Source organism: Sphingosinicella humi (assembly GCF_003129465.1).
GTDB classification, from domain to species: domain Bacteria; phylum Pseudomonadota; class Alphaproteobacteria; order Sphingomonadales; family Sphingomonadaceae; genus Allosphingosinicella; species Allosphingosinicella humi.
Genome location: NZ_QFFF01000001.1, coordinates 360,055 through 378,586 on the forward strand (window position 1 = coordinate 360,055; position 18,532 = coordinate 378,586).

At 66.1% G+C, this 18,532-nt stretch carries 19 protein-coding genes; 8 read left to right on the forward strand and 11 right to left on the reverse strand.

The window, feature by feature from the left end:
- The first annotated feature begins 5 nt into the window (after positions 1 to 5).
- Complete coding sequence (locus tag DF286_RS01770; protein WP_109269875.1) at positions 6 to 746, forward strand: sulfite exporter TauE/SafE family protein; 741 nt, start codon at positions 6 to 8, stop codon at positions 744 to 746.
- Positions 743 to 1,330 carry a molybdenum cofactor guanylyltransferase gene (mobA, locus tag DF286_RS01775; RefSeq protein ID WP_109269876.1) on the forward strand — a complete coding sequence of 196 codons (588 nt, stop codon included), beginning with the start codon at positions 743 to 745 and terminating at the stop codon, positions 1,328 to 1,330. The genes DF286_RS01770 and mobA overlap by 4 nt, the downstream gene beginning before the upstream one ends.
- Here mobA and DF286_RS01780 read toward each other — a convergent pair.
- The 5 genes from DF286_RS01780 to DF286_RS01800 are packed head-to-tail and all read right to left on the reverse strand — an operon-like array spanning position 1,317 to position 4,289.
- Positions 1,317 to 2,501 carry a molybdopterin molybdotransferase MoeA gene (locus DF286_RS01780; protein WP_109269877.1) on the reverse strand — a complete coding sequence of 395 codons (1,185 nt, stop codon included), beginning with the start codon at positions 2,499 to 2,501 and terminating at the stop codon, positions 1,317 to 1,319. The genes mobA and DF286_RS01780 overlap by 14 nt on opposite strands.
- Positions 2,498 to 2,986, reverse strand: a complete 489-nt coding sequence (gene moaC / locus DF286_RS01785) for a cyclic pyranopterin monophosphate synthase MoaC (RefSeq protein ID WP_109269878.1) — start codon at positions 2,984 to 2,986, stop codon at positions 2,498 to 2,500. Before moaC ends, DF286_RS01780 begins: the two co-directional genes overlap by 4 nt.
- Complete coding sequence (gene moaB, locus DF286_RS01790) at positions 2,983 to 3,519, reverse strand: molybdenum cofactor biosynthesis protein B (RefSeq protein WP_109269879.1); 537 nt, start codon at positions 3,517 to 3,519, stop codon at positions 2,983 to 2,985. The genes moaC and moaB overlap by 4 nt, the downstream gene beginning before the upstream one ends.
- Positions 3,503 to 3,976, reverse strand: coding sequence for a molybdenum cofactor biosynthesis protein MoaE (locus tag DF286_RS01795; RefSeq protein ID WP_109269880.1), 474 nt, complete (start codon positions 3,974 to 3,976; stop codon positions 3,503 to 3,505). The genes moaB and DF286_RS01795 overlap by 17 nt, the downstream gene beginning before the upstream one ends.
- Before the next feature lies 1 nt (position 3,977).
- Complete coding sequence (locus tag DF286_RS01800; protein WP_109269881.1) at positions 3,978 to 4,289, reverse strand: MoaD/ThiS family protein; 312 nt, start codon at positions 4,287 to 4,289, stop codon at positions 3,978 to 3,980.
- Between the two features lie 518 nt (positions 4,290 to 4,807).
- Here DF286_RS01800 and DF286_RS01805 point away from each other — a divergent pair.
- Together DF286_RS01805 and DF286_RS01810 are read left to right on the forward strand one after the other, a co-directional pair.
- Positions 4,808 to 7,081 carry a nitric-oxide reductase large subunit gene (locus DF286_RS01805; RefSeq protein ID WP_109269882.1) on the forward strand — a complete coding sequence of 758 codons (2,274 nt, stop codon included), beginning with the start codon at positions 4,808 to 4,810 and terminating at the stop codon, positions 7,079 to 7,081.
- A gap of 75 nt (positions 7,082 to 7,156) precedes the next feature.
- On the forward strand, positions 7,157 to 8,362 hold the full coding sequence (locus DF286_RS01810; protein WP_207789987.1) for an NnrS family protein: 1,206 nt from the start codon (positions 7,157 to 7,159) through the stop codon (positions 8,360 to 8,362).
- A 10-nt stretch (positions 8,363 to 8,372) separates the two neighbouring features.
- Here the strand turns inward: DF286_RS01810 and DF286_RS01815 are convergent, their stop codons facing one another.
- The 4 genes from DF286_RS01815 to DF286_RS01830 are packed head-to-tail and all read right to left on the reverse strand — an operon-like array spanning position 8,373 to position 11,319.
- Complete coding sequence (locus DF286_RS01815) at positions 8,373 to 8,711, reverse strand: cupin domain-containing protein (RefSeq protein ID WP_109269883.1); 339 nt, start codon at positions 8,709 to 8,711, stop codon at positions 8,373 to 8,375.
- Between the two features lie 43 nt (positions 8,712 to 8,754).
- Positions 8,755 to 9,432: an NnrU family protein gene (locus DF286_RS01820; protein ID WP_109269884.1), complete on the reverse strand. Its 678-nt coding sequence runs from the start codon at positions 9,430 to 9,432 to the stop codon at positions 8,755 to 8,757.
- Between the two features lie 19 nt (positions 9,433 to 9,451).
- Positions 9,452 to 10,690: a 5-aminolevulinate synthase gene (hemA, locus tag DF286_RS01825; protein WP_109269885.1), complete on the reverse strand. Its 1,239-nt coding sequence runs from the start codon at positions 10,688 to 10,690 to the stop codon at positions 9,452 to 9,454.
- Between the two features lie 8 nt (positions 10,691 to 10,698).
- Entirely contained in the window at positions 10,699 to 11,319 is a 621-nt protein-coding gene (locus DF286_RS01830; protein WP_146193545.1) for a hypothetical protein, read from the reverse strand.
- A 15-nt stretch (positions 11,320 to 11,334) separates the two neighbouring features.
- Between DF286_RS01830 and DF286_RS01835 the strand changes: the two genes are divergently transcribed.
- Both DF286_RS01835 and nirK read left to right on the forward strand, forming a co-directional pair.
- Positions 11,335 to 12,060, forward strand: coding sequence for a cyclic nucleotide-binding domain-containing protein (locus tag DF286_RS01835; RefSeq protein WP_109269887.1), 726 nt, complete (start codon positions 11,335 to 11,337; stop codon positions 12,058 to 12,060).
- Between the two features lie 87 nt (positions 12,061 to 12,147).
- Positions 12,148 to 13,179 (forward strand): copper-containing nitrite reductase, encoded by a 1,032-nt coding sequence (gene nirK, locus DF286_RS01840; RefSeq protein ID WP_109269888.1) that lies wholly within the window; start codon positions 12,148 to 12,150, stop codon positions 13,177 to 13,179.
- Positions 13,180 to 13,626: 447 nt separating this feature from the next.
- Here nirK and DF286_RS01845 read toward each other — a convergent pair whose 3' ends face one another.
- On the reverse strand, positions 13,627 to 14,079 hold the full coding sequence (locus DF286_RS01845; protein WP_109269889.1) for a pseudoazurin: 453 nt from the start codon (positions 14,077 to 14,079) through the stop codon (positions 13,627 to 13,629).
- Between the two features lie 192 nt (positions 14,080 to 14,271).
- Between DF286_RS01845 and DF286_RS01850 the strand changes: the two genes are divergently transcribed.
- Together DF286_RS01850 and DF286_RS01855 are read left to right on the forward strand one after the other, a co-directional pair.
- On the forward strand, positions 14,272 to 16,488 hold the full coding sequence (locus DF286_RS01850) for an adenosylcobalamin-dependent ribonucleoside-diphosphate reductase (RefSeq protein WP_109269890.1): 2,217 nt from the start codon (positions 14,272 to 14,274) through the stop codon (positions 16,486 to 16,488).
- A 65-nt stretch (positions 16,489 to 16,553) separates the two neighbouring features.
- Entirely contained in the window at positions 16,554 to 17,489 is a 936-nt protein-coding gene (locus DF286_RS01855; protein ID WP_158274593.1) for a universal stress protein, read from the forward strand.
- 45 nt (positions 17,490 to 17,534) lie between these two features.
- Here DF286_RS01855 and DF286_RS01860 read toward each other — a convergent pair whose 3' ends face one another.
- Positions 17,535 to 18,503, reverse strand: a complete 969-nt coding sequence (locus DF286_RS01860) for a L,D-transpeptidase (RefSeq protein WP_341533223.1) — start codon at positions 18,501 to 18,503, stop codon at positions 17,535 to 17,537.
- Positions 18,504 to 18,532 lie beyond the last annotated feature (29 nt).

Genomic DNA, 18,532 nt, shown 5'->3' on the forward strand with positions numbered 1-18,532 from the left:
TACGGATGGATTCCGTCACCCTCGTCTCCATCGCCCTGCTGATGGCGCTCGCCGCCGCGCTCTACTCCGCGGTGGGGCATGGCGGGGCGTCGGCCTATCTGGCGATCATGGCGCTGTTCGCCCTGCCCGTCGCGACGATGCGGCCGACGGCGCTCGCCCTCAATCTGCTCGTCGCCGGCTTTGGCACAGTGCGCTACGCCCGCGCCGGGCAGTTCAACCTGCGCCTGTTCCTCGCCTTTGCGATAACGGCCATGCCCTTGGCCTATATTGGCGGGACGATCGATGTTCCGCCGCACATCTACCGACCCCTGGTGGGCATCGTCCTGTGGTGCGCCGCCTTGCGCCTGCTGTGGAAACCGAAAGCCATGGCCGAGCGGCCCGTCCATGCGCCGCCGCTCTGGATCAGCCTGCCGGCGGGCGCGGTGCTGGGCTTGCTCGCCGGCCTCACCGGCACGGGTGGCGGCATTTTCCTCAGCCCGCTCATCCTGCTCCTCGGCTGGGAGAAGCCGCGCGCCACCTCCGGTGTCGCCGCCGCCTTCATCCTTGCCAACTCCGCCTCCGGGCTTGCCGGCAATGTCGCGAGCCTCGGCCATGTTCCCACCGAGATGCCGCTGCTCCTCGCCGCCGTCGCCGCCGGAGCGCTGCTCGGCGTCTGGCTCGGCGTTCGGCGGCTGCCGCAGTCGGCGCTGCTTCAGCTGCTGGGGCTCGTCCTGGCCGTGGCCGGCGCGAAGCTGATCTTCACATGAGGTTGGCCGCCGTCATCCTGGCGGGCGGCGAAGGCCGTCGCATCGGCGGGAACAAGCCCCTGGCCCTAATGGGTGGACAGACGCTGCTCGACCGCGCCCTCGCGTTCGCACGAACCTGGACCGGCGACGTGGCTGTGTCCCTTCGCGAGCCGGGTCAGTTCCCGCTTCCTGACGACGTGACCGCCCTCATCGACGAAGAGGGCGCGGGGCCGCTGGCGGGCCTTCAGCCGGCGCTCCGCTTCGCACGCCAGAAGGGTCTCCAGGCGACGCTCACCATTCCCTGCGACACGCCGTTCGTGCCCCGCGACCTTCCTCACAGGCTCTGCGACAAATTGGGCGGAGGCGTCGGTGCTGTATTGGCGACGAGCGGCGGGATGCTGCATCCTGCCTGCGCGCTGTGGAGGAGCAACGTCATCGACGCCCTACCGAGCTATCGCACGACCGGGCGATCGTCGCTCAAGGGCTTTGCCGCCCATGTGGGCTTCACGACCGCCGACTGGCCGTGCGAGCCGTTCGACCCCTTCTTCAACGTCAACAACCTGGATGACCTGGCCACGGCGGAGCGGCTGCTCAGAAATCGATAACGTCGACCATGTCCCCGGCCACCAGAGCGGCGGTGCCGGGCCGGCGGCGGATCAGGAGGTCCGCCTCGGCGAGCGCCCGCTGCGCTCCCGAATCCTGATTGGAGAGAGGTTGCACTCGCTCGCCCGTCCAGCGCGCCCGGACGAAGGTTTCCCGGTCGCCGCAGGCGGGCAGTGCATCGGTCAATGGCGCGGCCCGCCAATGCAGCGCGCTCTCGTCCTCCCGTCCGCCGAGACCCGCGACCAGCGGCACCAGCAGCAGGCGGGCCGTGACCAGTGCCGATGTCGGATTGCCCGGCAGGCCCATCACGAGGCGATCGCCGACGCGGCCGAGCCAGACCGGCTTCCCCGGCTTGATCGCAACCTTGGAGAAGATGATCTCCATCCCCAGGGAGGCGAACACTGGTTTGGCAAAATCCTTCTCGCCGACCGAGGCGCCGCCGGTCATCACGACGAGGTCAGCCTCGGAGAGTGCCGTCTCCGCCGCCTCCTTCATCGCGTCGGGCTCGTCGCGCAGCCGGCGCCGGCCCATGACGGCCGCACCCCATTGTTCGGCCAGCGCCGCGACGCCGAGCGAGACGCTTTCCGGGATGCGTCCCGGCGTATGACGGGCTTGCCCGGGCTCTTCCAACTCGTCGCCGGTACCGAGGATGGCGACGCGCGGCCGCCGCCATACCTGCACCTCTGCGACGTCGGCCCCCGCCGCGGCGACAAGGCTGCGGTGGTCGAGCCGCAGCCCCGGCTCCAGCAGCCGGTCGCCGGTCCGGAAATCGGAGCCGCGCGGCCGCACATGACGTCCTGAACCGACTGGCCCTCGCACCCGGACCTGATCGTCCGCGCGGTCCACGATCTCCTGGATCACCACTCTGTCCGCACCCGCGGGCAAGGGCGCTCCGGTGAAGATCCGGGCGCACTCGCCGGTGCCGATCGCGCCGCCAAATCCGGAGCCAGGCCAGGAGCTCCCGACCAGCCGAAGCGATCCGCCCGCCTTCAGGTCTCTCTCGCGCACCGCGTAGCCGTCCATCGCCGACACGTCGGCGGGCGGCGCATCCATCATCGCGACAACGGGAGCGGCGAGGAGGCGGCCCCGCGCATCCGCCAGCGCGATCGTCTCGGTTCCCAGCGGCCGCGCCGCCCGCACAACCAGGGCGAACGCCTCGTCAAAATCGATCATGAAGCCCCGCCGCCGGCGCCCCAGTCTCCCGACCGCCCTCCGGACTTGGCGGTGACGCGTATCCCCTCGATCGCCATCTCCCGATCCACAGCCTTCAGCATATCGAATAGGGTGAGGCAGGCGACGCTCACCGCCGTCAGCGCCTCCATCTCGACTCCTGTAGGCCCGCTGGTCCGTACCTCCGCGCGCACCTCAAAGCCGGGCAACGCGTCGTTTGGAGCGATCGTCACGTCGATGCCGGTCAGCGCGAGCGGGTGGCAGAGCGGAATGAGATCGCCGGTGCGCTTTGCCGCCATCACGCCCGCCAACTCCGCCGTCTGCACGACGGATCCCTTCGGCGCGCGGCCTTCCTTCACCAGCGCGAGCGTTTCGGCTCGACAGCGTAACCGCCCCTCGGCCGCAGCCCGCCGCGCGGTGGTCGGCTTGTCGGTCACGTCGACCATGCGCGCGCGGCCGCTCTCGTCGAGATGGCTGAGCCGGCTCATGCGCAGACGTCCCGGAGGCGCGGTATCTGCCCGGCCAGCGAGCATGGCCGGTAGCGGCTGTCCAGTTCCAGCGCGAGCACAAGGTCCCAGCCGTCGCGGCAGGCGCCGGTCGATCCCGGCAGGCAGAAAACGAACGTGTCGTCCGCCTGGCCCGCGAAGGCCCGCGACTGAAGCGTCGAGACGCCGACCGTGTCGAGGCTCGCCTGATGGAAGACGACGGAAAAGCCGTCCATCTCGCGGCGGAACAAGGGCTTCACCGCTTCAGGCGTCACATCGCGCGGCGCAAAGCCGGTGCCGCCGGTCGTCAGGACCACGTCCACCGCGGGATCTTGCACCCAGGCCTGCACCTGGATTCGTATCGCCTCGACCTCGTCGGTGACGATCGCCCTGGCGGCAAGCTTGTGCCCGGCCGCGGTCAGTCGCTCGGCCAACAGCGCGCCGGAGCGGTCGCTTGCCTCGTCCCTCGTGTCCGAAACGGTCAGCACCGCGATATTCAGCGGGTAGAAGGTCAGGTTCTCATCGATCCCCGGCACTCGGCTCTCTCCAGCGGTCGCGATCGGTGTGATCTCCCTCGGTTGGCTCTATCCAGCGCGAGCCGTCAACCCCGTCCTCCCGCTTCCAGAACACGGCGTCGGTCTTCAGCCTGTCCATCAGATAGTCGGCGGCGAGGAAGGCGGAGCGGCGATGCGGTGCGGCGGCCGCGGCGAACACGATCGGATCGCCGGGCGATACATGCCCGCAGCGGTGGACCACCGCGACGTCGCTGACCTCGAAGCGTTTCAGGGCATCGGCCGCGATCTCGGCGAGCGATGCTTCCGTCATGCCGGGATAATGATCCAGGTGAAGCCCGATCACGGGCTCCCCATCCCGGCCCGTCGGTCGTGCAATGCCGACGAAGCTGACCACCGCTCCATCACCCGACAGGCGCCGTATGAACGCCTCCAATTCTCGCTCCGGCCGAAGCCGGCTAGGCTTTAGGCGCGCTTCCATCTCAACCGCCCGACAGAGGAGGAATGAAGGCGACCTCCTGACCGGGTCTCAGCTGAACGTCGTCGGGAACGATGACTTGATCCACGCAGGCCCGAACGCCGGGACGTCCCAGCGCCTCCCGAAACAGCTCGCTTCGCGAGCACAGACTCTCCCGGAGCTCGGCGATGGTCCAGCTCTCCCCTGGCGAATCGATTTCGAGCTCGCTCCCGAGCTGTTCACCCAATCGTCCGAAGAAAAGGATCCTCATCGCCTCACCTGCTTGGGCAGCTTCGTCCCGACCCATCGCCCACGCTTTGAGCCAGATCAATGCCATGCGCGATCTGCCCCGGCAGAGCGATCCTTATCAAGGATGAGGGCACAGCCATGGAAACCAGCCACGACTACCATGTTCGACGGGCACGCGAGGAACTCGACCTCGCCTATCGGAGCGACCGCCGAGCCGTTTCAGCCGCACATCTCCGGCTTTCCGCGCTTCACATGGCGCGCCTTCGGTCGGCGACGGGCAGTGAGGCGCTGGCTCAGGCGGTGGCCTGACGGCGCTGGCCTTCGTTCACTGGCTGCGACACGTACAAGTCCAGGGTCCGCCTATCAGGGCGAGGAGCAGCTGGATCAGCGCGCCCTCCCATCCTCCGCAGGAGCGAAATCGCCCTACCTGCAGGATCGGCCATCCTCATCTGCGGCGCCCTAGCAGGGTCGCGGCCAGCGAGGACCCAACCGGAGCGATCACACCCCTGAGCCTCCGGCAAGTTACGTAGGGGGAACTCCTGAATCCCGAGTTGCTCCCAAACTCCTTATCCACCCGTGAAATAACCAGCCCAAAGGGGGGCCAAAATGGAATATTCAAAGAAATTGTGGCTCTGGCTGGGGGGGATCTTCGTTCTTTCCTTCGCCGTGCTCGGCCTCATCGGCCGTGAAATCTACGTCAAGGCGCCGCCTGTCCCCGAAATGGTGGCGACGGCCAGCGGCGAGACGCTCTACACGCGCGCGGACATCCAGACCGGGCGCGAAGTCTGGCAGACATTAGGCGGCATGCAGCTCGGCTCGGTCTGGGGCCATGGCGGCTACGTCGCGCCGGATTGGGGGGCCGACTGGCTTCATCGCGAGGCCATCGCCCTGCTCGACATATGGGCACGCGCCGAGGGGGTGAAGGATTTCGCCTCGCTCGACGCGGAGGCGCAAGCTGGCCTCAAGGAGCGGCTGAAGCGCGAGCTGCGTACCAACAGCTATGACGAGGCGACCGGCACGATCACCGTGTCGGAGGCGCGCGCGGAGGCGATAGCGGCGGTGGCCGACCATTATGCCACGCTGTTCAGCAGCGACCCCGCGCTGAAGGAACTGCGCGTCCAATATGCTATTCCCGAAAAGTCGATCACGCAGGCCCGGCAGCGCGAGCAGCTCGGCGCCTTCTTCTTCTGGACCGCCTGGACGAGCGTCACCGAACGGCCGGGCGACACCATCACCTACACCAACAACTGGCCGCACGAGCCACTCGTCGGCAACACGCCGTCGGCCGCGCTCGGCATCTGGTCGATCGCCAGCGTCCTTTTCCTTATCGCCGGCATCGGCTGGCTGCTCTGGTATCAGGCGCGGCGGGGCGAAGAGGAGCATGCCGCCGCACCGGCGCGCGATCCGCTGCTGTCGATGAAGCCGACGCCTTCGATGAAGGCGACGACAAAATATTTCGTCACCGTCATGGGCCTGTTTCTCGCCCAGGTGCTGCTCGGTGCCATCACCGCCCACTATGCGGTCGAGGGCCAGGAATTCTACGGCTACAACATCTCCGAGCTCATTCCTTACGCGCTGACCCGCACCTGGCATACGCAGCTCGGCATCTTCTGGATCGCGGTCGCCTGGCTTGCGACCGGCCTTTACGTCGCGCCGATGCTGTCGGGGCATGAGCCCAAATATCAGAAGCTCGGCGTCAACCTGCTGTTCGGCGCTCTGCTGGTGGTCGTCGTCGGCTCGTTCGCCGGCGAATGGATGGCGATCCAGCAGAAGCTCGGCCATGGCGCCAACTTCTGGTTCGGTCATATGGGCTATGAGTTCGTCGATCTCGGCCGCTTCTGGGCGATCCTGCTGTTCGTCGGGCTGATGATCTGGCTGACGCTCGTCGGGCGCGCGCTTTGGCCGGCGCTCAAGACGAAGAGCGACTCGCGCGGACTGATCGGGATGGTGTTCGTATCCACGGTCTGCATCGGCCTATTCTTCGGCGCCGCGCTCACCTGGGGCCGGCACAGCCCGCTCTCCATGATCGAATATTTCCGCTGGTGGGTGGTCCATCTCTGGGTCGAGGGCTTCTTCGAGGTCTTCGCGACGGCGGTGATCGCGCTCATCTTCGCCGGGCTCGGCCTGGTCCGTGCCCGCGCGGCGAACACGGCGGTCGTCTTCTCGACCGCGGTGTTCCTGACGGGCGGCATCCTCGGCACGCTCCACCACCTCTATTTCTCGGGCACGACGACCCCGATCATCGCCTGGGGCGCCATGTTCTCGGCGCTGGAGGTGGTGCCGTTGTCGCTGCTCGGCGTGGAGGCGTTCCACAATTACCGCATGACCAGGGCCGCCCCGTGGGTCGACACCTACAAATGGCCGATCCTGTTCTTCGTCGCGGTCGCGTTCTGGAACCTGGTCGGCGCCGGCGTGCTCGGCTTCGCCATCAATCCACCGATCTCGCTCTACTACATCCAAGGGCTCAACATGACGCCGAGCCACGCCCATGCGGCGCTGTTCGGGGTCTATGGCATGCTCGGCATCGGCCTGATGCTGTTCTGCCTGCGCACCGCCTTCCGCGACGGTGTCTGGTCGGACCGGCTCCTGAAGCCGACCTTCTGGGCCCTGAACGGAGGTCTCGCGATGATGGTGTTCATGAGCCTGGTGCCGGCCGGCCTCTACCAGGCCTGGCACAGCATCACGACCAGCTTCTGGTATGCCCGTTCGCCGGAGATCATCCACTCGACGGTCATGGAGACCCTGGTGTGGCTGCGAGTGCCGGGGGACATCGTGTTCAGCATTGGCGTCCTGACGCTGGCGCTGTTCATGCTGAGGCTCCTCGCCGGCAAGCGCCGCGCAACCATCGACGCCGAGCCGGCGCTGGTCCCGGCCGAGTAAGAGGAGCGCCCGGTCTCCATCAGGAGGCCGGGCGCTTCCCTGTTTGTTATCAGACGCACATTGTAAGAGGTCGCCATGGACATGAAGGTCGAACGAAGCCGCCACGACCGGCTGATGGGCCTGCCGCCGCTGCTGCGGGGCGGGTTTCGGCCCTTCTTCCTGGGCGGCGCGGTCTGGGCGCTGGTCGTGGTCGCGCTCTGGGTCTGCGCGCTGTCGGGCGCCGTCACCCTCCCGACCGCCTTCGATCCCCTCGCCTGGCATCGGCACGAGATGCTGTTCGGCTATCTCGGCGCCGTCATCGCCGGGTTCCTGCTCACCGCCATACCCAACTGGACCGGGCGGCCGCCGCTCGCCGGTGCCCCGCTGGCCGCCTTGGCCGTCCTGTGGCTGGCGGCGCGGTTCGCCATTCTCTTTTCTGCAACGATCGGGTCCTCGATCGCCCTCGCCCTCGACGTCGGCTTCCTCCTCGTCCTTGCGGCGGTGGCGGGGCGGGAGATCGTCGCCGCCAAGAACCGCAACGTGCCGATCGTCATCGTCATCCTGCTGTTCGCGGCGGCAAGCGCGCTCGACCATACCGAGACACTGGGGCTCGCATCAACGACGGGCGCAGGCTGGCGCGCCGGTTTCGCTCTCGTGCTGATGCTGATCGGCCTGATCGGCGGGCGGATCATCCCCGCCTTCACCCGCAACTGGCTGATGAAGCAGGGACGCAAGCACGGACTTCCGGCCCAGCCGAGCCGGTTCGATATCGGCTCCCTTGCCCTCACCGCCCTCGCCCTTGGCGGCTGGACCTTCGCGCCCGACGCACGTCTGGTCGCCATCCTGCTACTCGGGGCCGGATTGCTCCAGGCGGTTCGGCTGAGCCGCTGGTCGGGCCTGAGCGCCGCGCGCGATCCGCTCGTGTTAATCCTCCACATCGCCTACGCTTGGCTGCCGATCGGCCTGCTGCTGCTTGGCGCCAGCATCCTTTCGCCCGCCGTGCCGGCAACCTCAGCGCTCCATGCGCTCGCCGCAGGCGCGATGGCGTCGATGACGCTGGCGGTGATGACCCGCGCCACCCGCGGCCACACCGGCTATCCGTTGACGGCGGATCGCTGGACCGTACTGATCTACTCGCTCGTGACGTTCGGCGCAGCGGTGAGGGTCGGTTCGCCGCTTATCCCCTTCGATTATATGCGCGTCATCGAATTGGCGGGGACTTTGTGGGGCGGCGCGTTCCTGGTCTTCGTGCTCGCTTACGGACCGAAACTGATCGGCCCGCGAAGGGACGGGCAGCCCTGAACCGCTGCCGTCAACGATGCTGGCGACCATCGAACAGGATCGTCAGGAGCAAGGACGAATCCTCCAGCCCTCTCACCGAATGGGCGGCACCTCGCTCGAGGTAGATCCAGTCCCCGGCTTGTAGCTCGATGTCCTTCCCGATGCCGAGGACGACGCGGCCCTCGAGGCAGTGCAAGGTAAGGAACCCTTCCACTTTGTGCGGTGGGATCGTCGTTCCCGCAGGAACGATCAGCCGCACGGCCTCGAAACGGTCGGATTTGACGAGGGCGGATGTCTTGGCGTCCTTGAGCCCGGACCCGAGCGGGCGGAGGTCGACGACTTCTCCCGGATTTGCGTGCTTCAGTGCCATGTTCACCCCTCTTGTAGTTGCTAGGTGGCGCCGGCGGGGCCGCTTACGAAAAGACGATACGGGGATCCGGCCCGAACAGCCATGGGTGGAGCCAGAGCAGGAGCAGGTAGAGCCCGGCGCCCCCGATCAGCGTCGCCGCGAGAGTGCCGCGCGGCCAGCGCCAGGGCGCATCCCCGGCAAATGGCAGGATCGACGTGCCCGCTGCCAGCCTTTCCCAGTCGGCGCCGAGCTGCCGTCGTTTGCGGCGGTCGGTGAGCGGCATCGCAGCGAGGGCGAACAGCCCGAACCCCCCGAACATGATCAGCGAGACCAGGTCGCCGTTGGGGACGACATGGGCGAAGGCCCACAGCGCGAAGCCCCCCAAGATCGGGTGGCGCGTGACGGCGACGATCCCGGGTCTCGCGGGATCGTAGGGGCGGCGGCTGAAGCTGATCGAAAACGGGTTCGGGGAGACGGCGCCGCCGGCGAACAGCATGAAGGTCGGCAGCATCAGGATGACGGGCACATAATATTGCCCGATGGCGAGATTCCAGACCGGAACGTAGGGCGAGCGCGTCGCCGCGCTGATCAGCCAGGCGAGCAGCCCCAGCGAGAGCAGGGAATACAAGATGACATAGGTCCGTTCGCCAAATGCTCCAGTGAGGCGGCCGCGGATCTCGGGGCGCGCGGGAATGGAGTGGCTGAGTAGGAACAGCGCCAGGGCCAGGAAGAATTCAACCATGCCCAGCAATCATGTCGGGTCAGGCCGCCAGTTTCAATTCGATCCGGTCCCAGATTTCGACCAGCGCGCTGGCGAGGTCGCTCATCATCGCTTCGGTGTGGGCCGGGCCGGGCGTGAACCTCAGGCGCTCGGTGCCGCGCGGGACGGTGGGGAAATTGATCGGCTGGACGTAGACGCCATATTCGGCGAGCAGGATGTCGCTGATCCGCTTGGCCTTGACGGGATCGCCGACCATCAGCGGCACGATGTGGGTGGTCGAGTTCATCACCGGCAGGTGCGCCTCGGCGAAGATCGCCTTGAGCCTGGCGGCGGCGGCCTGCTGGCCCTCGCGCTCCGCCGAGGACTGCTTCAAGTGCTTGACGCTGGCGAGCGCGCCCGCGACCAGCACCGGCGACAGCGAGGTGGTGAAGATGAAGCCGGGCGCATAGCTCCTGACCACGTCGACGATGTTCTTGTCGGCCGTGATATAGCCGCCCATCACGCCGAACGCCTTGCCCAAGGTGCCCTCGATGATGGTGAGGCGGTGGGCGAGGCCGTCGCGCTCCGAGATGCCGCCGCCCCGCGCGCCGTACATGCCGACGGCGTGGACCTCGTCGAGATAGGTGATGGCGTTGTATTTGTCGGCGAGGTCGCAGATCGCCTCGATCGGGCCGATGTCGCCGTCCATCGAATAGACGCTCTCGAACGCGATGAGCTTGGGCAGCTCCGCCGGCGTGGCGGCGAGCAGTTCCTCTAGGTGAGCGACGTCGTTGTGGCGGAACACCCGCTTCTCGCAGCCCGAGTTGCGGATGCCGGCGATCATCGAGGCGTGGTTGAGTTCGTCGGAGAAGATGACGCAGCCGGGGAGCAGCTTGCCGATGGTCGACAGCGTCGCCTCGTTCGAGATGTAGCCCGAGGTGAAGATGAGCCCGGCTTCCTTGCCGTGCAGGTCGGCAAGCTCGGCCTCCAGCTCGACATGATAATGGGTGTTGCCCGAGATGTTGCGGGTGCCGCCGGCGCCGGCGCCGACATCGTGCAGCGCCTCCTCCATCGCCGCGATCACAGAAGGATGCTGGCCCATGGCCAGATAGTCGTTCGAGCACCACACCGTGATCGGCTTCGGCCCGTTATGCCCGGCAAAGCAGCGCGCGTCCGGAAAGGAGCCGCGGTTGCGCAATATGTCGATGAATACGCGATACCGGCCCTCGGCATGCAGCCGATCGATGGCCTGCGCGAAGATGCGGTCGTAGTCGGGTGAGGCGGTCTCAAGTGCAAACATGCCCTCCGCTAGACCGCAATTGCCGGAACGGCGCCACTCCGGGCTTTTACGGAGGTGCCCGCTCCTCGCTTGCCGGCAGGTCGCCCTTTGTCGAGGGCTACGGCGGCGGCAAGAGTCTTCACGAAGAAGGCGCCGTCCAGCGCGTAACCGAGGCCGGTCCAGACCCCTGCCCTTCCATTATCGACATAGGCTCGACGGCTCGTCCGCAGCTCGATCGATCCGCACCCGCGTGCGCGTGCCAGCGCCTCCAAAGCATTCTGTAGAGCGCGCCGCGCCGCCCCGGCGCCGCTCAACTCGAAAATGACGAAATGATCGACATGGAGTATTCGGCCATGCTTCAGAGCGATCCTCACCTCATAGGTGGCGAAGCCGAAGAGGGATCCATCCGGCCCGCTGAGGCCGAGCACGCCGCCGGAGCCGCCTAGGCCGCTTCCATAGGCAAGCCACTGCTCCAGCGACACGTCCGGCATCGCCGCCCGCACCAGTGGATAGACCGGCCCGAGCCCGTCCTCTTCGATGTCAACTACGGTATGTTCCGCTAAGGTATATTCCTGCATCGTCCGCACATTTGAAAAGCTGTAGTCGCTCTTGTGGACGTAAACGGCGGATCGATCCTTGATCTGCCTCACAAGCAAGAGCGAGCCATGGCCACCGCAACCCTGGACCTGAAACCCGACCTCGACACGGGGCACCCCTGTTTCGGCTGCACCGTGCGTGAGATATCCCTGTGCGGCATTCTCGATAACGAGGAGCTGCGGGCGTATAAGCAGACGGGAGCGACGGTCCGCTATGACGCCGGCGCCACCATCTTCTTCGAGGGAGATCCGGCCGACAGCGTCTACACCCTCACCTCCGGGACGCTAAGGCTGTCGAAGCTGTTGCCGGACGGGCGACGCCAGATCGCCGGTTTCATCTTTCCCGGCAATTTCCTCGGGATCACGATGGAGGACGAGCACGCCTTCACCGCCGAGGCGATCACCGCCTCGGAGCTATGCCGCTTTTCGCGGCCGAAATTCGAGACCTATCTCGATGAGCATCCCCTGATGGAGCGGCGCCTTTACGCCCTCGTCGCCCACGAGCTGGCCGCGACGCGGCAGCAGCTGGTGCTGCTTGGGCGCAAGACCGCCACCGAACGGGTCGTGTCGTTCCTGCTGATGCTTGGCAGCCGATGCCGCATGGACGGAGGCCTGGCCGACGAGGTGCACCTTCCCATGAGCCGTTCCGACATCGCCGATTATCTAGGCCTCAGGATCGAGACGGTGAGCCGGGAGCTCAGCGCGCTCAAGGCGGCGCGCCTCATCCAGCTGACCGGCACCCATTCGGTACGGCTGCTCGAAAAGGCGCGGCTGGAGGCACTGGCCGAAGGCTAAGCCGGCGCGAATTGATCCTGCTCAATTCCAGTTGAAAAACTCGGCTCTAAATCACTGTTATCCTTCACGTAGGAAAGAGATGTTGCGATGAAACGCTTACCCCTGTTCCTCGCCGGCGCCGCCCTGTTAGCGGGCCCCGCATGGGCTGACAAAGCCCACGATCACGCGCCCGCCGCCGTAGCCGACATCGTTCGAGAGGCAAGCGATCTACCCGGGCCGCTGACTCGGCGCGGGCCCCAGACCGTCAAGGTCGACCTGGAGACGGTCGAAGTCACCGGCCAGCTCGCGGACGGCTCCACTTATCACTACTGGACCTTCAACGGGAAGGTGCCGGGGCCCTTCGTCCGCGTGCGCGTCGGCGACACCGTCGAGGTGCGGATGAAGAATGCCGACGACAGCGCGATCATGCACAATGTCGACTTCCACGCCGTCACCGGTCCCGGCGGCGGCGCGGCCGCGACCATGGCCGCGCCCGGGGAAAGCAAGGGCTTCACCTTCAAGGCGCTCGCGCCCGGCCTCTATGTCTATCATTGCGCGGCGCCGATGGTGGCGCAGCACATCGCCAACGGCATGTACGGCATGATCCTGGTCGAGCCCGAGGAGGGCCTCCCTGCCGTCGACCGCGAATTCTACGTCATGCAGGGCGAAATCTATACCGAAGAGGCGCATGGCAGCGAAGGCGCGCTCACCGAAAGCATCGACAAGCTGCTTGCGGAGCAGCCTGAATATTACGTTTTCAACGGAGCGGCCGACGGGCTCATCAAGAAGCCGCTCCAGGCGAAGGTGGGCGAGACGGTTCGCGTCTTCTTCGGCGTCGGCGGTCCCAACAAGACGTCGAGCTTTCACGTGATCGGTGAGATATTCGACCGCGCCTACCCCTTGGCGTCGATCACCTCCGCGCCAATGACGGACGTGCAGACCATCACCGTCCCGCCCGGCGGCGCTGCGGTGACGGAGTTCAAGCTGGACGTGCCCGGCCGCTTCGTCCTGGTCGACCATGCGCTGTCCCGCATGGAGCGGGGCCTGAAGGCGCTGCTGGTCGTCGATGGCGACGAGCGCGCCGATCTCTTCAAGTCCCACCAGGAAGACGATCCTTCCGGGGAAGAGATGGGGCATTGATCCCGTAACGGCAGACAAGGGCGGCGAGGAGACTATCCTCGCCGCCCTTGTCCGTTCGACCACCCCAGCTTGGCTGAGCCGCTCGAGTCGTAGGGTCGGATCGACGCGCAGGTACCCGATGCCGGGACGGCGATGTTCGCAATATCCACCGGAAACGCTTGCCGGGGTTGCCGCCCACAAAGCGCCTGCCGAACACCACTCTTCGCGAATGCACGATGTTGCCCTGGGGTCGCGGCACCTTGGCGCCCGCCGTTCAGCGGTCCGGCCCGTTTCCCTTGAGGAAGGCCGTTCCAGTTCCTCCAGCTCTCATTCTGGAACTTCGGGTCGGCGCCACTCAAGCGTGGTGGCGCGAAACGGCGCATCCGGGGGACACGGACCAGCTGCTGACATAAGAAAGGGCGCCGACCTGGGAGTGTCGGCGCCCTTGGACCACGGCGGGAGCCAGGATTATCGGGCCGCGGTCTGAACCTTGGTCTTGTTGAGAAGGCCGGTGAAGACCTGCTTGGCCTTGCCGGGGTGGCTCACCTTCTGGGCGGCCGGGAGGTTGCCGGCATCGCCGACCACCACAACCCCGACCATCCCCATCCCGTAGTGCGGCAGGCATTTATAGCCATAGACGCCGGGCTTGCTGAAGGTGACTTTGATCGGCTGGTTCATCTTGCCCTTGAAGGGCTGCGCGCCCGCCGGGATCATGCCGGCAATGCTCTCGGCATTGTGGCTCTTATCAGTCGGCACGAAGGTGACGGTGTCGCCGGGGGCGACCTTCACCAGCGCCGGCTCGAACACCATCATGCCGGCCTTGCCCTTGTTGAGCATCTTGACGACGTGATCGGCCGCCATGGCGGGGCTTGCCATCGCGACCGCGGCCACTGCGCCGACGAGAAGGCTGGGAATACGCATTTCGAAGTCTCCATCCAACTTGGGCGGGAACCGCCGCCCGGATGGGAATCTGTTAGGGCAGCCTCGCGGCGACACCCTTGCGCTGGATCAATCCGGCCAAGTCGATGGTAGATTTGAGGCAGATCAAATCCCCACCCTTCGTGGCCGAATACCCAAGCTTCCTACAACATCTAGTTTAGGGGAGGCAGGCTCATGGGCTTCGAAAATGCGCTGGCGGAGGAAATCTGGGCGGCGAAATACCGGTTCAGGACAAACGACGGCACCGGCGACGAAGATTATGCCGCGACGATCGCGAGAGTCGCCGCCGCCGTGGCGGAGGCAGAGGCGCCCGAGGTCCGCGCCTTGTGGCGGGAGCGCTTCGCCGACGCCCTTTCGGATTTCCGCTTCATCCCCGCCGGCCGCATCCTCGCCGGGGCCGGGACCGACCGCAAGGTGACGCTGTTCAACTGCTTCGTGATGGGGACGATCCCCGACAGCCTCGAGGGGATATTCGCCCACCTCAGCGAAGCCGCTCTCACCATGCAGCAGGGCGGCGGCGTCGGCATGGATTTCTCGACCATCCGGCCTTCTGGAAGTCTAGTGAAGGGAGTCGGCGCGGATGCTTCAGGGCCGCTTACCTTTATGGACTGCTGGGACGCAATGTGCCGCACCGTTCAGTCGGCCGGTCAACGGCGCGGGGCCATGATGGGATGCCTGCGCATCGACCATCCCGACATCGAGGCCTTCATCGAGGCCAAGCGCGATCCCGCCCGCTTCCGTAACTTCAACCTGTCGGTCCTCGTCACCGACGATTTCATGAAAACCCTCGCCGCCGACGGCGACTGGCCGCTAGTCTTCGAAGGCGGGACCCGCCGGAGCGTCCGCGCGAGAGGGCTGTGGGACAAGCTGATGCGCTCGACCTACGACACGGCCGAGCCGGGCGTGATCTTCGTCGATCGCGTCAACCGAATGAACAATCTCGGTTATTGCGAGACGATCAGCGCCAGCAATCCGTGCGGCGAACAGATGCTGCCGCCGTACGGCGCCTGCCTCTTGGGCTCGATCAACCTCGCGCGGCTGGTCAACGATCCCTTCGGGGACCATGCCGTGCTGGACGAGGAGCTGCTCGGCACCCTCACCCGCACCGCCATTCGGATGCTCGACAACGTCATCGATATCTCGGGCTATCCGCTTCACCAGCAGGAGGCGGAAGCGAAGGCGAAGCGACGTCTCGGCCTCGGCATCACCGGGCTCGCCGATGCACTCCTCTTTTGCGGCGTCGCCTACGGCACCGGCCAGGCCGTCGCGCTCACCCGGCGCTGGCTCGAGATCATTCGCTGCGAGGCCTATCGCGCCTCGGCAGAATTGGCCGCGGAAAAAGGGCCTTTCCCTCTCTACGACTCTGCGATTCTCGATCAGCCCAACCTTGTCGACCTCGACGAGGAGACGCGCGAGCTGATCGCCGAGCATGGCCTTCGCAACGGCTGCCTCACCTCGATCGCGCCGACCGGGACGACGTCGCTCATTGCCGGCAACGTCTCATCGGGCGTCGAGCCGGTCTTCGCCTATTCCTATACGCGGCGAATCCGCCAGCCCGACGGCTCGACCCGCGAGGAAGCGGTCGAGGATTATGCGATGCAGGTCTGGCGTCGCCTGCGGGGCGACGAAGCGCCGCCCGCGGATCTCTTCGTCAGCGCCCAGACTCTGACGCCGTCCGACCATCTCACCATGCAGGCGGCGGCGCAGGCGCTGGTCGACAGCTCCATCTCCAAGACCGTCAACTGCCCGGAGGACATCAGCTTCGAAGCCTTCGCCGATGTCTATGTCGAGGGCTATCATCTGGGCTGCAAGGGTCTCACCACCTACCGCCCGAACCCCGTGACGGGATCGGTGCTGAGTACCGCACCGGAAAAGCCCCTTCCCGTCCGCAGCGAGATCGTGCTCCAGCCTCGCGAGGAGGTGCTGCACGGCACGACCTACAAACTCAAATGGCCGGACAGTGCGCACGCCGTCTACGTCACCATCAATGATGCGATCGACGGCGGTCAGCGACGACCGTTCGAGGTCTTCGTCAACTCCAAGAATATGGAGCATTATGCCTGGACGCTCGGTCTCACCCGAATGATATCGGCGGTATTCCGGCGCGGCGGCGACGTCTCCTTCGTGCCCGAGGAGCTGAAGGCGGTGTTCGATCCGCGCGGCGGCGCCTGGATGCAGGGGCGTTACGTGCCGTCGCTGCTAGCGGCGATCGGCGGGATCATCGAACGCCACATGGCCGGGCTGGACTCGGAGCCCTCGCTGATGCCCGAGGCGCGGCCGCAGGCGATGGCGATCGGCACCCAGCCTTGCCCGCAATGCGGCGCGGCGTCGCTGATCAAGGTCGAAGGCTGCAACAATTGCCTCGACTGCGGCTATTCGAAATGCGGGTGAAGGCTCGGGCGCGGCTCCGCGCGAGGGAGTGCGAGCAACGCTATGCACTCCCGGGCCATGATGGCATGATCGTGCGGGACCGCGGCGTGCGTCAGGACGCCCCCGCTCCCACGCATCGTGCAAGCCGGCAGCTAGGTTGGATCAAGAAAGGCATGACTGGTTTTCCCAATCCCATTCTCTTCGCGACCGACTTCAGCGGTCGCTGCGACCGTCCCCTCGAAAGGGCGCTGGGCCTAGCCCGCCACTGGCGATCGAAACTCGTCCTCCTACACGTCCTCGAGCCTCCCCACACGGATCTCACCGACGAGGAGCGAGAAGTCGAGGAAGCCCGGATCACGAACAAGCTGCGCACCCAAGCCGACGGCTCAGGGGTAAATGTTGAAACCAGGATCACGCGCGGGCGGGTCGCAGCGACAATAGCCAAGGTCGCCGAGGAGGTGGAGGCTGGCCTGATCGTAACAGGCGTCGCCCGTTACGACGAGCTTGGCGACTTCATCCTGGGCACGACTGTCGACAGGCTGGTGCGCCGCAGCCATGTGCCGGTGCTCGTCGTCAAGGAGAAGCCCCGGTCCGACTACCGTAGCCTCCTCATCGCAACGGATTTCTCGAACGGCTCTGCCACGGCCCTCGAGCTGGCTGTCCAGTTCTTCCCTGAGGCGGCCTTGAACCTGGCCCATGCCTATCATGTTCCCTTCGAGCCCGTGCTGGGAAGAGAAGCCCAGGCACCGGCGCTCCAGGCCAGGATCGCCGAGGAGCTGGACGATTTCTTGCACTTTCTGCACGTGCCGGCGGATGTGCGCGACCGCATCGACTTCCACCTGGATTATGGCGAGACGGCACCGGTGATCAGCGGCCTTGCTCGATCGGTGGAAGCGGATCTCGCGGTGATCGGCGCTCATGGCAAAAGCGGATTTGTCGCGGCGACCATCGGCAACAACGCCAAGGTGCTGCTGGAATCGCTGTCGTGCGACGTCATGCTGGTGCCGAAGGATGCGCTATAGGGAGGCCTCGCCCGCCTCGAGGCGCCCTCACTTCCACGCAGCGTCTCAGGAGTGCGGCTCCGCCAGCTCCAGTTCGATGCCTTCGCCACGGTGAAGCGAGTCGGCCGTCACGACGACGGTCGTGCCAGGGCGCACCACTGACAGCACCGCCTGCTTGAAACCCTCGTCGACCACGATTTTGCCTGGCAGCCGCTCCCCGTCCGGCGCGGCAGGCGCGCCGGGCAAGGCGAGGCGCAGCCAACGAGCGTCGGCCGCTCCAGGCTGCTGTAGGCTGTAAGCGGAGGTGCCTCGAATGGCGGCACGTATTTCGACAGGCGCAGAGCCGATCTCCTTGCCGTTGCGCAGGACGATCACCAGACGATCGGCGGCGCTGACGATAATCGAGACCGGTCCCGACGGCGAAGCCTCTGGCTCCCAGACGATTTGCCCGGCCGCCGCCTTCCGGAGCGCGCCTTCGTCACTCGCCAGGATATCCGGAGTGGGAGTCACCCGCGGCAATGAGGGCTCATCGGTCACCACGACGGTGAGCCCGAGCTTCGTCACGCCGTACAGCCGCTTGGCGAACTCCAGCGGGAGACGAATGCATCCATGTGACGCGGGGTATCCCGGCAGGGTTCCGGCATGAAGGGCGATGCCGTCCCAGGTAAGCCGCTGCATGTAGGGCATTGGCGCATCGTTATAGAGGTTGGACTTATGGTCCACCTTGCGCTGGAGGATGGTGAATATGCCCGTCGGTGTCTCGTGCCCATCCTTCCCGCTGGAAATGGTGGACACGCCGATGGGAACGCCGTTGCGGTAAACGACGGCTCTCTGGGTCGCGAGGCTTACCATTACGAGGACGGGCCCCTCGGGAGCGACTTGGGGGAGCCACAGGAACTCTCCCGGCTTCAGCCTTTCCACCGTTGCCATGATGGCTCCGGAGCTTCGTCCAGGCTCTGCCGCAGCGGCTCCTGCCCAGCCTGGCGCAACGGTCACCGCCAAAAGCGATATTGCGAGAAGGGGACGCATCTTCATTGTTTCCTATTCCTCCCGATCAGGGGCGG

Coding starts and splice junctions, on each gene's coding strand:
- DF286_RS01770 (WP_109269875.1), top strand. CDS start 6: ATGGATTCCGTCACCCTCGTCTCCATCGCCCTGCTGATGGCGCTCGCC.
- mobA (WP_109269876.1), top strand. CDS start 743: ATGAGGTTGGCCGCCGTCATCCTGGCGGGCGGCGAAGGCCGTCGCATC.
- DF286_RS01780 (WP_109269877.1), bottom strand. CDS start 2,501: ATGATCGATTTTGACGAGGCGTTCGCCCTGGTTGTGCGGGCGGCGCGG.
- moaC (WP_109269878.1), bottom strand. CDS start 2,986: ATGAGCCGGCTCAGCCATCTCGACGAGAGCGGCCGCGCGCGCATGGTC.
- DF286_RS01795 (WP_109269880.1), bottom strand. CDS start 3,976: ATGGAAGCGCGCCTAAAGCCTAGCCGGCTTCGGCCGGAGCGAGAATTG.
- DF286_RS01800 (WP_109269881.1), bottom strand. CDS start 4,289: ATGGCATTGATCTGGCTCAAAGCGTGGGCGATGGGTCGGGACGAAGCT.
- DF286_RS01805 (WP_109269882.1), top strand. CDS start 4,808: ATGGAATATTCAAAGAAATTGTGGCTCTGGCTGGGGGGGATCTTCGTT.
- DF286_RS01810 (WP_207789987.1), top strand. CDS start 7,157: ATGGACATGAAGGTCGAACGAAGCCGCCACGACCGGCTGATGGGCCTG.
- DF286_RS01815 (WP_109269883.1), bottom strand. CDS start 8,711: ATGGCACTGAAGCACGCAAATCCGGGAGAAGTCGTCGACCTCCGCCCG.
- DF286_RS01820 (WP_109269884.1), bottom strand. CDS start 9,432: ATGGTTGAATTCTTCCTGGCCCTGGCGCTGTTCCTACTCAGCCACTCC.
- hemA (WP_109269885.1), bottom strand. CDS start 10,690: ATGTTTGCACTTGAGACCGCCTCACCCGACTACGACCGCATCTTCGCG.
- DF286_RS01835 (WP_109269887.1), top strand. CDS start 11,335: ATGGCCACCGCAACCCTGGACCTGAAACCCGACCTCGACACGGGGCAC.
- nirK (WP_109269888.1), top strand. CDS start 12,148: ATGAAACGCTTACCCCTGTTCCTCGCCGGCGCCGCCCTGTTAGCGGGC.
- DF286_RS01845 (WP_109269889.1), bottom strand. CDS start 14,079: ATGCGTATTCCCAGCCTTCTCGTCGGCGCAGTGGCCGCGGTCGCGATG.
- DF286_RS01850 (WP_109269890.1), top strand. CDS start 14,272: ATGGGCTTCGAAAATGCGCTGGCGGAGGAAATCTGGGCGGCGAAATAC.
- DF286_RS01855 (WP_158274593.1), top strand. CDS start 16,554: ATGATCGTGCGGGACCGCGGCGTGCGTCAGGACGCCCCCGCTCCCACG.
- DF286_RS01860 (WP_341533223.1), bottom strand. CDS start 18,503: ATGAAGATGCGTCCCCTTCTCGCAATATCGCTTTTGGCGGTGACCGTT.